Consider the following 12,559-nt stretch of genomic DNA (forward strand, 5'->3'; position numbering starts at 1 on the left):
CCATGGACTCCCACCTGATCGTCGTCGCCGTCTTCGTGCTGGGTATCCTGGTCGGCCTGCCGGTCGCCTTCGTCCTGCTGATCGCGGCCTTTGCCGGCCTGGTCGCGCTGCGCGGCCTGCCGGTGGCGATGACCGCGCTCAGCCACATGCCCTATGGCAAGGTCACCGACCTGGCGCTGATGACCATCCCGCTGTTCATCCTGATGGGCGCCTTCGCCACCCAGGCAGGGGTCAGCGCCAGCGCCTACCAGATGGCCAACCGCTTCGTCGGCCATCTGCGCGGCGGCCTGGCGATGGCCACCGTCTTCGCCTGCGCCGCCTTCGCCGCGACCTCCGGCTCCAGCGTCGCGACCTCGGCCGCGGTGGGCAAGATCGCGCTGAAGGAGATGCGCCGCTTCGGCTATGACCGCAGCATCAGCGCCGGCACCATCGCCTCCGCCGGACTGCTGGGGATCATGATCCCGCCCAGCATCATGCTGGTGGTCTACGGCATCATCACTCAGACCGATATCGGTCAGCTGCTGATCGCCGGTGTGCTGCCGGGGATCCTGACCGGCCTGGTGTTCTGCATCGGCCTCTACCTGCTGGCGCGGCTGCGCCCCGACCTGATGCCGCGCGCGGACCAGCGCTTCAGCTGGGGGCAGCGTCTGTCCGGTCTGCGCGACGGCTGGGGCGTGGCGGTGCTGTTCGGCGTGATCGTCGGCGGCATCTATTCCGGCCTGTTCACCGCGACCGAGGCGGCGGCGATCGGCGCGGTCGCGGCTTTCCTGATGGTGCTGGCGCGCCACGGCTTCCAGTGGCGGGAGCTGCTGGCGAGCGGCCGCGACGCCGCCGGCAGCTGCGCGATGATCTTCCTGATCCTGATCGGTGCCGGGCTGCTGAGCCAGTACATCGCCTTGTCCGGCCTGGCGCGGCTGCTGGGCGGCATCGTCGCCGACAGCAGCCTGCCGGCCTGGGTGATCCTGGCGATCATCCTGGCCGCCTATATCCCGCTGGGCATGTTCCTGGAGCCGATCTCGCTCTGCCTGATCACCCTGCCGATCGTGTTCCCGACCGTCACGGCACTCGGCTACGACCCGGTCTGGTTCGGCATCATCGTCGTGAAGATGAGCGAGCTGGCGAACATCACGCCGCCGCTCGGCGTCAATGTCTTCGTCATCAAGGCCGTCGATCCGGAGATGCCGATCTCCGCCGTGTTCCGCGGTGCCGGCTTCTTCGTGCTGCTGGAGCTGGTGACCCTGGCCCTGCTGGTCGCGCTGCCAGAGATCTCCCTGCTTCTGCCGCAACTCATGCTCGGATGACCGCGACGCGGCGCCGGGCGAACAACCAAGGGAAGGAAACCGAGATGCATCCCAGAAAGGCAGTCACGGCCCTGGCCGCGGCGGCGGCCCTGCTCGCCGCCGGCACCGCGGGCGCGGAGACGAACCTGGTCTATTCGACCTACGTCTCCCAGGGCTCCAGCTCCAACCTGCAGTACGAGGGCTATCTGGACGAACTGAGCCGGCGCACCGACGGTGCGGTGAAGGTGCAGGACAAGATGTACATGTCGGCACTGATGAAGGCCGGCGAGCATCTGTCCGGCATCGGCCAGGGTCTGGCGGATGTCGGCTATTTCTGCACCGGCTATACCCCCGCCGCGCTGCCGCTGACCTCGATGGCGGAGATGCCCTACGTGACGGAGAAGGGCGATGCCGTCTCCGCCACCCTGGCGGAACTCTACGAGAGCTATCCGCCGCTGCAGAAGGAATACGAGAAGCAGAACGTCGTCATCCTGGCCTTCGACGCGCCGTCGGCCACGATCATCGGCGTCGACGAGCCGGTCTCCTCCGCCGCCGACCTGAAGGGCCTGAAGGTCCGCGCCTATGGCGAGGTCGGCAATATCGTCGGCAAGGCCGCGGGCATGATCCCCGTGCCGATGTCCACGGCGGACATCTACACCGCCCTGCAGACCGGTGCGATCGACGGCTATACCGGCATTCCGCTGTGGATGCCCGGGCCGGAGAACTGGCTGCCCCATACCAAGACGATCGTCGCGCCGGGGATCGGCACCTACTACACCTGCGGCCTGGCGATGAACAAGGACGTCTATGACGGCCTGCCGCAGAAGGTGAAGGACGAGATCGCCAAGATGCGCCGCGAGTTTCCGGCGAAGTCGATCGAGTATGTCCGCAAGGGCGATGCCGCGACGGTGGCGAAGGCCCAGGAACTGGGTGTCGACTTCTACCGCTTCACCCCGGAAGAGGTCGCAGCCTGGAAGCAGGCGATCGACTACGAGCAGCTGAAGGCCGACTGGATCGAGAGCCGGCAGGCCCGCACCGACGCCGATGTCGCGGCGTTCCTGCAGACCTATCGCGACACGCTGGCGAAGCACATTCCCCAGTCCAGCTACGAGCAGAAGTTTCCCGAATAGGCCGTATCCGGCCTGAATGGACCGCCGGGGCGGGGCCGCCGGAGCCCCGTCCCGGCAGCGTGACGGAGTGAGTCAGAACATGGGCACAGAGATTGCCATCGTCGGCATCGGCGAAACCCGGCCCTGCCGGCGTGCCGACAAGGACATCAGAGCACTGGCGGTGGACGCCATCGACCTCGCGATCGCCGATGCCGGGGTGGATCCGGGAACGATCGACGGCATCGTCACCGACGGCATGATCATGCCCGGCACCGTGCCGCACGAATATGTCTCCGCCCAATTCGGCATCGAGCGCCGTTTCGACGGCGGTATCTCGTATGGCGGGACCGGGATCGTCTGTGCGCCGATGATCGCGCGGGCGGCGATCGAGGCCGGTCATGCGGAGACGGTGCTGTGCTATTTCGGCGTCGACTGGGGCAGCCGGGCCGGCGGCCCCTACGGCTTCCACGACTACTATCCCGCAAAGCTGGCCTTCGAGAAGCCCTACGGCTTCAACGGCCAGCCCTCCTATTTCGCGCTCTGGGCCCAGCGCTACATGCACGAATACGGCGCGACCGAGGCCGACCTGGCCGCGATCGCCATCGCGCAGCGCGGCAATGCCCTGCGCACCGGCCGCAGCCAGCTGGACCGGCCGCTGGACATGGACAGCTATGGCGCGGCGCGGATGATCTCCGACCCGCTGCGGGTGCCGGACTGCTGCGTGATCTCCGACGGCGTCTGCGCCTTCATCGTCACCACGGCGGAGCGCGCCCGCGACCTGCGCCACCGGCCGGTCAAGGTGCTGGGCTGCGGCTTCGGCAGCGAGGCGGTCAGCGGCGACGACATCTTCACCCAGCGCGCCGAGATGCTGCGCATCCCGGGTGCGGCCAAGGCCACGCAGCGCGCACTGGGCGAGGCCGGGCTGGAGATGGCCGATATCGACTTCGCCGAGATCTACGACTGCTTCACGATCTCCTGCCTGATGCAGATCGAGAGCATGGGCTTCTGCAAGCCGGGGGAGGGCGGCGCCTTCGTGCGCGAGCGCGACACCTCCACCCATGGCCGGCTGCCGATCAACACCCATGGCGGGCTTCTGTCCTACAGCTACCTGCTGGGCGCGGAGCATGTCATCGAGGCCGTCCGCCAGCTGCGCGGCGATGCCGGCGAGGCGCAGGTGACGGATCCCGAGGTGGGCCTGGTCAGCGGCCTCTCGGTGCCGGACTACGGCGTGCTTCTGCTGGGAAGGTGAACGGGATGGACGAGATCGACATCAAGGCGCCGGAATTCGCCGGCTTCTTCGAGGCCGCACGACAGGGTGCGCTGGCCTTTCCGAAATGCGGCAGCTGCCGGCGTTTCCACTGGTACCCGATGAAGGCCTGCCCGCATTGCCGCAGCCGCGACATCGCCTGGCAGAAGGTGGAGGGCACCGGGACGGTGTTCTCCTGGACCGCGGTGCGCCATGCCTTCGACCCCGCCTACAAGGAGCGGCTACCGTATATCGTTGCGCTGCTGGAGTTCGACGATGCGCCGGGCATCCGCCTCGTCACCAATGTCGAGGAGGTGGCGCCGGAGGCGATGAGGATCGGCGACCGGATGCGGCCACGGTTCCACGACAGCGGCAAGGTGACCTTCCACCCGGCGCAGGCCTGACGATGGCGGCGGCGCCGTTCAGCACCCTGGCGGCGGCCTTCGACGCCGCCGCGGCACAGGCCGGCGACCTCTCCTGCCTTGTCGTGCCGGCGCGGGCGGAGCGTGGCTATCTGCCGGACGGGCTGGACTGGAGCTATGCCGAGACGGCGGAGCGGGTCGAGCGCCTGGCGGAAGCCTATGCCGCCCGCGGCTACGGGGCGGGGCATCGGGTGGCGCTGCTGCTGGAGAACCGGCCGGAGTTCATGCTGCACTTCCTGGCGTTGATCCGCCTCGGCGCCTGCACGGTCCCGGTGAACCCGGACTACCGGGCAGAGGACCTCGCCTTCCTGCTGGCCCATTCGGAAGCGGATCTCGCCATCGCCCTGCCGGACCGGTGCGACGGCCTGGCCGCCGTCTCGGCCGGCGTGCCGGACGGTGCGCCGGTGATACCCTCGGACCGTTTTGCCGACGCGCTGCCGCAAGCCCGGCGGCCGGCGGCCGGCGGAGCGCCGGACGAGGACAGCCCCGGCGCACTGCTCTACACCTCCGGCACCACCGGCATGCCGAAGGGATGCCTGCTCAGCAACGCCTATTTCCTGTTCGCCGGGCGCCGCTACCTGGAGGCCGGCGGCGCGATGCAGGTGCGGCCGGAAGCGGAGCGACTCTACAATCCTCTGCCGCTGTTCTACGCCAACAGCCTGGGCATCTCGAACCCGGCGATGATCCTGTCGCGCAACGCGATGATCTTTCCGGACCGGTTCCACCCGCGCTCCTGGTGGCAGGACCTGGTACAGACCCGCGCCACGATCATCCATTATCTGGGCATCGTGGCCCCCGTGCTGCTGGCCGCCCCGCCCTGCGACGCGGAGCGCGCCCATCACGTGCGCTTCGGCGTCGGCGCGGGCCTCGATCCGGCCCAGCATGATGCCTTCGAACGGCGCTTCGGCTTTCCCATGATCGAGGTCTGGGGCATGTCGGAAGTCGGCATCGCGACGGCCGCGAACCATGAGCCGCGGGGCATCGACAGCCGCACCATCGGGCGGCCGCTTCCCGGCATCGAACTCTCCGTCGTCGACGACGCGGACCGGCCCGTGGCCGACGGCGGCGAGGGCGAGCTGCTGCTCCGCCGCGCCGGGGCGGAGCCGCGAAAGGGCCTGTTCGCAGGCTACTGGAAGGACGAGGCGGTAACGGCGGAGGCCTGGCGCGGCGGCTGGTTCCACACCGGGGACATCGTCCGGCGGGCGCCCGACGGGCTCTACCATTTCGTCGACCGCAAGAAGCACATGATCCGCCGCAGCGGGCAGAACATCGCCGCGGCGGAGGTGGAGGCCTGCCTGCGCGGACATCCCGCTGTCGCCGAGGTGGCGGTGCTTGCGGTCCCGGACGAGCTGCGCGACGAGGAGGTACTGGCCTGTCTGGTGCCCCGTGCGGGACATGTGCCCGACGCCGCGCTGGCGCAGGAGGTGGTGGGGCATGCGCTTGGGCGCCTCGCCTATTTCAAGGCGCCCGGCTGGGTGCTGTTCCTGGACGAACTGCCGCTGACCGCGACCCAGAAGCTGCGGAAGTCGGCCATCTTCGCCGCGGGCGAGGACCCGCGGCAGCGCGCCGGCATGTACGACTGCCGCGCCCAGAAGCAGCGGCGGGCGCGATGACCGGAACGGCGTTGATCCTGGGCGATGGCGGCGTCGTCGGGCGGCACCTGGCGCTCAGGCTGAATGCCAGCCCGGGCTGGTCGGCGATCGGCCTGTCGCGACGTGCGGAGGGACCGGAAGGGGTGGTGCATATTGCGGCCGATCTGCTGGACCGGGCGGACCTGTCCCGCCATGCAGAGGGCCTGCAGGCGGTGACCCATCTGTTCGTCGCCGCGAAGGTCGCTGCCGCCGATGCGGTGGCGGAGGCGGAACGCAATGTCCGCCTGCTGGCCAATGCGCTGGACCTGCTGGAGCGCCATGCGCCGGGCCTGCAGCGGGTGGTCCTGGTACATGGCACGAAATGGTATGGCTGCCATCTCGGTCCCTATGCCGTGCCGGCGCGGGAGGCGGATCCGTCCGGGCCCGGGCCGCTGTTCTATTTCGACCAGCACGACCTGGTCCGCGTGCGTTCGCAGGCCTGCCCGGCTGCCCGGCGATGGACCTGGTGCAGCCTGCGGCCGCATACCGTCTGGGGCTATTCGCAAGGGTCCGGCAACAACCTGGTGACCCTGATTGCGGTCTATGCCGCCCTGCTCAAGGAGGCCGGCCTGCCGCTGTCCTTTCCCGGCAGCGAGGCGAATTTCCGCAAGCGCTCCCAGGCGACAACCGCCGACCTGCTCGCCGATGCGCTGCTCTGGGCGGCTGTGGCGCCCGCTTGCGCGGGTCAGGACGTCAATATCGTCAACGGCGGCTGGTTCCGCTGGTGCGATCTCTGGCCGTCGGTGGCTGCATTGTTCGACATGCCGCCGGCACCGCCCGACCCTGTGCCGCTCGTGAAGCGGATGAAGCCGCTGGAAGCGGCATGGCCGGCGCTCTGCGACCGGCATGGGCTGCGGGAACGCGATCTTGGGCAGTTGGTGAACTGGGCCTATGGCGACGGCCTGTTCGGCGTGACATGGGACGATGTCTCCGCCATGGACAAGGCACGCCGGCTGGGCTTCCACGCTACGGAGGACAACGGCGCGGCCCTGCTCAGGATTCTGGACGGCCTGCGCCGCGACCGGATCGTGCCGTGAGCAGGGAGGCCTGCCCGTCGCCGGCACGCCCTGTGCTGCTGGCCCCGCTGTCGCTGCGCGGCCTCACCCTGCGCAACCGGCTGGCGATCTCGCCGATGTGCCAGTACATGGCGCGGGACGGCGTCGCCAATGACTGGCATTTCGCGCATCTGGCGAAGTTCGCGCTGGGCGGTGCCGGCACCGTCTTCGTGGAGGCGACGGCGGTGGCCGAGGAGGGCCGTATCACGCATGGCGATGTCGGCCTCTGGGATTCGTCACAGGTGGCGCCCCTCCGTCGCATCGCGGCCTTTCTGCGCGCCCATGGCGCCGCGCCGGCAATCCAGCTCGGCCATGCCGGCCGCAAGGCCGGCACGCAGCGCCCCTGGCATGGCAACGGGCCGCTGGGCGACCTCGACCGGGCCCGTGGCGAGGCGCCCTGGCCGGTCGTCGGACCCTCGCCGCTGGCGGCGGCCGCAGGCTGGCCGGTGCCGCGGGCCCTGGACCGGGACGACATGGCGCGCCTGCGCGAGGCATGGCGCAGCGCCGCGCTCCGGGCGCTCGACGCCGGCTTCGACGTGGTGGAACTGCATTGCGCCCACGGCTACCTGCTGCACCAGTTCCTGTCGCCTCTGTCCAACCGGCGCGGCGACGCCTATGGCGGCGATCTCGCCGGGCGCATGCGCTTTCCCCTGGAAGTGGCGCAGGCGGTGCGCGACGCCTGGCCGGCGGAGCGCCCGATGTTCGTGCGGATATCCGCACGCGACTGGGAGGAGGATGGCTGGTCCCTCGACGATTCCGTGGTCTTCGCCCGTGCGCTGGCAGCGCGCGGCATCGACCTGGTGGACTGTTCGGCCGGCGGTCTCGGCGGCTCCGCCACCGCGGCGCGGGTGCCCCGCTGGCCGGGCTTCCAGGTGCCGTTCGCGGCCCGCGTCCGACGGGATGCCGGGATCCCGACGATGGCCGTCGGCCTGATCACGGAGCCACGCCAGGCGGAAGCCGTGCTGGCGGAAGGGCAGGCCGACCTGGTGGCGATCGGACGCGAGGCGATGGTGGACCCGAACTGGCTGCTGCGGGCGGAGCGGGACCTGGATCCGGAGGCCGGATTCGCCGCCTGGCCGCAGCCCTATGGCTGGTGGCTCGACCGGCGGGAGCGCCTTCGACGAGAGGGGGCCTGACTAGGGACTCGTTTCAGCCCAGCAGGTCCGGCCTGTCGCCGTCGGTCGCCGGCAGTTCCAGGATGCCGGCCAGCATCGGCAGGTAATCCTCCGACACCGCGCGGTCGATGCTGCCGCGGCCGATGCCGGCGCCGTAGAAGGCGCAGAAGCGGTCGTCGGCCGGATCGCCCGGGCGCAGGCCGTGGGTGGAGACGTATTTCGGCGGTCCCATGGTCTGCTCCGCCGGCAGGCCGTCGGGCTTCGCCTCGAAGCTGTGGCGGTCCGGCGCGACGAAGGTGGCGATCCGGTCGCGGTGCGGTTCCGGCACATGGGTGCTGTCCAGCTCCGTCACCCCGAACGGCGCCAGCCGCTCCGCCGCCTCCCGCCGCTCCGCTGCGCTGCGCGCGACGACATGCAGGGTGGCGCCCTCCGCCTCCCACAGATGGTCGGGCAGGATCGCGCCGGGGAACAACGCCGTCTCCATCTGCGCATGGCCGTGGTCGCTGCAGACCGCCACGACATACTCGTCCAGCCGGCCCGCCTTCTCCAGCCGTTGCAGCAGCGAGCCGATCAGCAGGTCGGCGGTGGCGAAGGCCCAGTGCGCCGGATCGCTGGCGAAGCCATGCAGATGCTGGATCGCGTCGGTCATCGCCACCTCGGTCAGGATCAGGTCGGGCGGGCTGTCGGAGCAGGCGAGGGCGGCGACCGCGGCCAGGCTGCGCTGGTCGTTGTGCATGCCGTTCATCAGCGCCGCCGCGGCATCCTCCGCCAGATCGGCCGACAGCAGGAGCGGGCCGTCCGCGACCATCGCAGCGGCCAGGCGGTCGTCGGGGTCCAGCACATGGTCGGTATAGATGCCGCCGTCCAGCCGCGCCGACTTGGCGAAGCGGCTGCCATCGACGAAGCCGCGCAGCCACCAGGGCGGGTAGAAGCAGTCGGCATCGCCCGGATGCACCATGGCATGGCCGATCGCCGCCACGTCGCGGCCGGCCGCCCTTGCCCGCCCGGCGATCGTCGGCACCTTCAGGTCGTTGGCCAGGGCGCAGCGGAAGGTCTGGCCGTCGAAGATATGGTTGCCCCAGGCGCCGTGCCGCTCCGGCGGCGCGCCAGTCAGCATGGTCGCGCGGCCGGGCATGGAGGTCGCCGGCACCGCCGAGGCCAGCCGCACCACCCGGGTGCCGTCCTCGGCCATGGCGGAGAGGTGCGGCATCCGCTGCCGATGAGCGTCGAAATAGTCGGCGCTCAGGCCGTCGACCAGGATGGCGATCAGTTTCCGGTGCTGCTGCGGCATGGCGGGTCCTGAAGGTATGGGCGTGGATTCCGGAGAGTCTAGCCGACCCATATTGCAGCCATGTGTCGGCAGGCCCTGTGGCCCGGGTCGCTGCCGGGAAGGGTTGCTGTTATCCTACGGAATTGTCGGACAATCCGGCCTGCCGCTCCCGGCCCGCCCGGGCGGCCAAGAAACACAGACGGAGGAGACAGCCATGGGCTTCGTGAAGACCAAGGAGGAGGTCGCCCGCATCCAGGCGGTGCTGAGCGCGCCGCGTTTCGTCGGCGCGGAGATGCTCTCGATCGACTTCCTGACCCGGAAGGAGACCGTGGCGGCGATCCTGCCGCCCGGCCTGGAGCCGGCGGACGAGCCGCTGGTCACCGCGATGGTGGGGCGCTGGCGGTCGAACTGCGTGGCCGATTTCACCGGCGGCGCGATCTATGTCATGGCCCGCCACAAGGACATCACCGGCCCCTATGTCCTGTCGATGTACATGGACCAGGACCATGCGATCATCTTCGGCCGCGACCTGTTCGGCGAGCCGAAGAAGATGGCAAGCACCACCCTGCAGCGGCGCGGCAGCTTCATGCACGGTTTCGTGGAGCGCGGTGGCACCCGGCTGATCGAGATCAAGGCCGACCTGACGGAGGATCTCGGCCCAGGGCAGGCGCAGGGCGTGAACTTCAATATCAAGGCAACCCCGTCCTGCACCGGCATCGGCCTGGAGGACGACCCGGTCCTGACCCTGGCGGAGTTCCGCAACAGCCTGGATGTGCAGCGGCGCGGCCGCGGCAGCCTGACCCTGGGCCATACGGTGCATGATCCGCTGTCGGACCTGGAGATCGTCGAGCTGCGCGGCGCCGCCTATCTGGAAGGCGACCTGATCACTTCCTGCCGACCCCTGGCGCGGCTGAACGCGGATGCGTTCCTGCCCTATCTCTACGGTCGCCTGGACGACTGGTCCGCCCTGGACACGGAGAACGTCCAGACCATCCATCCCCAGAACGCCTGAGGGAGACCCGACATGTCCCGACTGCCGCTTGCCGAGGCCGAGGCGCTGCCGGCCTTCCTGAAGGAGATGCACGACGGGGCCGGTGCGCAGGACTGGTCCACCCGCCATGTCGCCCGCGCCTTCGCCGCCCATCCCGACCTGCTGGAGCGCTACCTGTCCTTCTACTATCCGTTCCATTCCAATGACGGGGTGGACGGCGCGCTGGAGCCACGCCTGAAGGAACTGGTGCGGCTGCGCATCGCCACCCTGAACGGCTGCAAGACCTGCAAGGCCGCGCGGCTGGACCCTGACCACGTCACCGAGGACGAGGCCGCGCGCGGCGTCGACACGGTGGCGGAGGGCGGCAGTTTCAGCCCGCGGGAGAAGGCCGCGGTGCGGCTGGCCGAGTTGATGGCGGAGAACCATCATGCCTTCGATGACGACACCATGCGTGAGCTGCGGGCGCAGTTCAGCGACCGCGAGATCCTGGAGCTGATGATGATGGCCGGCCAATATATCGGCTTCGGCCGGATGCTGGCCGCGCTGCAGCTCGAAACGGTGAGCTGCCCGATCTGAGGGTGAGCGCCGGCCGCGCCGGCCGTCAGATTGGTGCCAGGCGGTGGAACCGCGACCGCTCATAGAGCAGGGCGGCGCCGTCGGCCTGGCGGATCTCCACGATCCGGCCGATGAAGATCGCATGGCTGCCGGCCTCGACCTGCTGGTCGACTTCGCAGGAGAAGGCGACCGGTGCGTCGCGCAGCACCGGCAGGCCGCGGCCATCCTCGGTCCAGTTGCCCAGGGCGAATTTCGCCTCTCCGGTCGCGCCGTCGGCACCGGCGAAGCGCATCGCCAGCGGCCCCGACGGGTCCGGCAGCAGGCTAACATTGAACAGCCCGCTGTCGGCGACCGCGGCGCAGGTGCCGGTGCGGCGGTTGACGCAGGCCAGCAGGCTGGGCGGCTCCGCGCTGACGGAACAGACCGCGGTCGCGGTCAGGCCCAGCCGCTCGCTGGCGGAGCGGGCGCTGACGATGGTGACGGCGCCGGGAAAGCGCGCCATGGCGGCCCGGAAGCTGTCGGGATCGACCGCGATGCCCATCGTCGCGCCCTCCTGGCCCTGCCTCAGGCCGCCTTCAGCTCGGCCATGTAGCTGGCCGCGGCGTCGGGATCGGCGAACCAGGGAAAGAAGTCGCGCGGATCGTCGAAGCCGTTGGCCATGCGATGCGCCAGCGCCGGGACCTGGCAGGCCGTGCCCATGATGTCGAGCACGAAGGGCGGCGGCGGCGACAGCAGCATGTTGGTCCAGGCCGTCACCCACTGCGCATAGTCCCAGTAGGCATCGAAGGTGCCCTGCATCCAGGCCGCGTCGTAGGGCCGGTCGCCGTGCGACAGGATCCGCTCCAGGTAGACCGCCGCCGCCTTCGCCGCGTTGTTCGAGCCCTGGCCGGTGATCGGGTCGTTCAGGCAGACGGTGTCGGCCAGGCCCAGCACCTGCGCGCCCGACGGCAGGGTGGCCACGGGGTGGCGGACGGTCGGCGGGAAGCGGCCCGACAGGATGCCGTTGTCGTCGGTCAGCGCCACCTCGCGGCAGCGCTCCGCCTCCCAGGGCAGGAAGGTCTCCAGGATCTTCTTCGAGGTGGCGAGATGCTGGTCGGGACTCTTCACGTCCCCCCAGCAGTCCATCGGCCCGCCGGGCACGCCTTCGAACACCATGATCTCGCACGGGCCCGTGGTGGTCAGGGCCGGGAAGACGAAATACTCGCCGACACCGGGGATCAGGTTGAAGCAGACCGCGGAATATTCCGGCCGCGGTGTCATGCCGGTCACATAGGTCAGCGCCAGTGCCCGCATCGGCTTGTCGTAGGGCGATTTGTCGGGGTCGCGCTCGAACAGGCGGCCGATCTCCCCCTTGCCGGAGGCGACGATCACCAGGTCGTCCTCGCGGGCATAGAGCTCCAGGTCGGAGATGCCCGCCTCCTTGATGATCATGGAGCCGCCCAGTTTCCGGAATTCGTCTATCCAGCGCGGGATCTTCACCCGCTGGTCGACCGAATAGGCGTTGCGGTCCAGCCGTCCGGCCCAGTCGATCGCCTTCTCGCCCGGCAGTTCCGGGTGGGGGACCATGAAGTTGATCCCCTCCACCGGCGGGCATTCCTCGGTCCAGAAGTCGATGCCCAGGTCGCGTTCGTGTTGCACCGCGTTAGCGAACATGCACTGGCTGGAGAGGACCTTGCCGGCGGCGATCTCTTCCGCCGTGCGGTTCTGGACGACACGGACCTGGTAGCCGTTCTTCAGCAGCCCCAGGCCCAGCTGCAGGCCGGACTGGCCGCCGCCGACGATGGTGATCCTGCGCATTGTTCTGCCTCGCCTGTTTGGTCTTCGCCTATTTGTTCTTCGTCTGATGTCTGTCGTTCTCGGGCCTGATCCGAGAATCCATTCCGCA

The 12,559-nt window shown here is 69.5% G+C and carries 12 protein-coding genes; 9 read left to right on the forward strand and 3 right to left on the reverse strand.

All coding sequences use genetic code 11. From position 1 onward, the window contains the following. The first annotated feature begins 2 nt into the window (after positions 1 to 2). From ACFOGJ_RS18950 to ACFOGJ_RS18980, 7 genes are all read left to right on the forward strand, one after another. A complete protein-coding gene (locus ACFOGJ_RS18950) occupies positions 3 to 1,301 on the forward strand; it encodes a TRAP transporter large permease (protein WP_379903424.1) in 1,299 nt (432 codons plus the stop codon). Positions 1,302 to 1,345: 44 nt separating this feature from the next. Beyond that, positions 1,346 to 2,410, forward strand: a complete 1,065-nt coding sequence (gene dctP / locus ACFOGJ_RS18955) for a TRAP transporter substrate-binding protein DctP (protein WP_379903426.1) — start codon at positions 1,346 to 1,348, stop codon at positions 2,408 to 2,410. A gap of 79 nt (positions 2,411 to 2,489) precedes the next feature. Beyond that, positions 2,490 to 3,638: a thiolase family protein gene (locus ACFOGJ_RS18960; protein WP_379903428.1), complete on the forward strand. Its 1,149-nt coding sequence runs from the start codon at positions 2,490 to 2,492 to the stop codon at positions 3,636 to 3,638. A gap of 5 nt (positions 3,639 to 3,643) precedes the next feature. Next, the gene (locus tag ACFOGJ_RS18965; RefSeq protein WP_379903430.1) at positions 3,644 to 4,039 is read left to right on the forward strand and encodes a Zn-ribbon domain-containing OB-fold protein; all 396 of its coding nucleotides are present in this window, start codon (positions 3,644 to 3,646) and stop codon (positions 4,037 to 4,039) included. Between the two features lie 2 nt (positions 4,040 to 4,041). Beyond that, entirely contained in the window at positions 4,042 to 5,670 is a 1,629-nt protein-coding gene (locus tag ACFOGJ_RS18970; protein ID WP_379903432.1) for an AMP-binding protein, read from the forward strand. Then, a complete protein-coding gene (locus ACFOGJ_RS18975; protein WP_379903434.1) occupies positions 5,667 to 6,725 on the forward strand; it encodes an NAD-dependent epimerase/dehydratase family protein in 1,059 nt (352 codons plus the stop codon). The genes ACFOGJ_RS18970 and ACFOGJ_RS18975 overlap by 4 nt, the downstream gene beginning before the upstream one ends. Next, the gene (locus ACFOGJ_RS18980) at positions 6,722 to 7,879 is read left to right on the forward strand and encodes an NADH:flavin oxidoreductase/NADH oxidase (protein WP_379903436.1); all 1,158 of its coding nucleotides are present in this window, start codon (positions 6,722 to 6,724) and stop codon (positions 7,877 to 7,879) included. Before ACFOGJ_RS18975 ends, ACFOGJ_RS18980 begins: the two co-directional genes overlap by 4 nt. Positions 7,880 to 7,892: 13 nt before the next feature. On the opposite strand, the gene ACFOGJ_RS18985 is transcribed toward ACFOGJ_RS18980, so the two are convergent. Next, the gene (locus tag ACFOGJ_RS18985; RefSeq protein ID WP_379903438.1) at positions 7,893 to 9,149 is read right to left on the reverse strand and encodes an alkaline phosphatase family protein; all 1,257 of its coding nucleotides are present in this window, start codon (positions 9,147 to 9,149) and stop codon (positions 7,893 to 7,895) included. Between the two features lie 193 nt (positions 9,150 to 9,342). Between ACFOGJ_RS18985 and ACFOGJ_RS18990 the strand changes: the two genes are divergently transcribed. Beyond that, the gene (locus tag ACFOGJ_RS18990) at positions 9,343 to 10,140 is read left to right on the forward strand and encodes an acetoacetate decarboxylase family protein (RefSeq protein ID WP_379903439.1); all 798 of its coding nucleotides are present in this window, start codon (positions 9,343 to 9,345) and stop codon (positions 10,138 to 10,140) included. A gap of 12 nt (positions 10,141 to 10,152) precedes the next feature. Beyond that, on the forward strand, positions 10,153 to 10,695 hold the full coding sequence (locus ACFOGJ_RS18995; RefSeq protein ID WP_379903441.1) for a carboxymuconolactone decarboxylase family protein: 543 nt from the start codon (positions 10,153 to 10,155) through the stop codon (positions 10,693 to 10,695). A gap of 25 nt (positions 10,696 to 10,720) precedes the next feature. Here the strand turns inward: ACFOGJ_RS18995 and ACFOGJ_RS19000 are convergent, their stop codons facing one another. Together ACFOGJ_RS19000 and ACFOGJ_RS19005 are read right to left on the reverse strand one after the other, a co-directional pair. Beyond that, a complete protein-coding gene (locus ACFOGJ_RS19000) occupies positions 10,721 to 11,215 on the reverse strand; it encodes a flavin reductase family protein (protein ID WP_379903443.1) in 495 nt (164 codons plus the stop codon). Positions 11,216 to 11,238: 23 nt separating this feature from the next. After that, positions 11,239 to 12,471, reverse strand: a complete 1,233-nt coding sequence (locus ACFOGJ_RS19005) for a styrene monooxygenase/indole monooxygenase family protein (protein WP_379903445.1) — start codon at positions 12,469 to 12,471, stop codon at positions 11,239 to 11,241. Positions 12,472 to 12,559: the final 88 nt, after the last annotated feature.

It is taken from the genome of Marinibaculum pumilum (assembly GCF_042646425.1).
GTDB classification, from domain to species: domain Bacteria; phylum Pseudomonadota; class Alphaproteobacteria; order Ferrovibrionales; family Ferrovibrionaceae; genus Marinibaculum; species Marinibaculum pumilum.

Coding starts and splice junctions, on each gene's coding strand:
- ACFOGJ_RS18950 (WP_379903424.1), top strand. CDS start 3: ATGGACTCCCACCTGATCGTCGTCGCCGTCTTCGTGCTGGGTATCCTG.
- dctP (WP_379903426.1), top strand. CDS start 1,346: ATGCATCCCAGAAAGGCAGTCACGGCCCTGGCCGCGGCGGCGGCCCTG.
- ACFOGJ_RS18960 (WP_379903428.1), top strand. CDS start 2,490: ATGGGCACAGAGATTGCCATCGTCGGCATCGGCGAAACCCGGCCCTGC.
- ACFOGJ_RS18965 (WP_379903430.1), top strand. CDS start 3,644: ATGGACGAGATCGACATCAAGGCGCCGGAATTCGCCGGCTTCTTCGAG.
- ACFOGJ_RS18970 (WP_379903432.1), top strand. CDS start 4,042: ATGGCGGCGGCGCCGTTCAGCACCCTGGCGGCGGCCTTCGACGCCGCC.
- ACFOGJ_RS18975 (WP_379903434.1), top strand. CDS start 5,667: ATGACCGGAACGGCGTTGATCCTGGGCGATGGCGGCGTCGTCGGGCGG.
- ACFOGJ_RS18985 (WP_379903438.1), bottom strand. CDS start 9,149: ATGCCGCAGCAGCACCGGAAACTGATCGCCATCCTGGTCGACGGCCTG.
- ACFOGJ_RS18990 (WP_379903439.1), top strand. CDS start 9,343: ATGGGCTTCGTGAAGACCAAGGAGGAGGTCGCCCGCATCCAGGCGGTG.
- ACFOGJ_RS18995 (WP_379903441.1), top strand. CDS start 10,153: ATGTCCCGACTGCCGCTTGCCGAGGCCGAGGCGCTGCCGGCCTTCCTG.
- ACFOGJ_RS19000 (WP_379903443.1), bottom strand. CDS start 11,215: ATGGGCATCGCGGTCGATCCCGACAGCTTCCGGGCCGCCATGGCGCGC.
- ACFOGJ_RS19005 (WP_379903445.1), bottom strand. CDS start 12,471: ATGCGCAGGATCACCATCGTCGGCGGCGGCCAGTCCGGCCTGCAGCTG.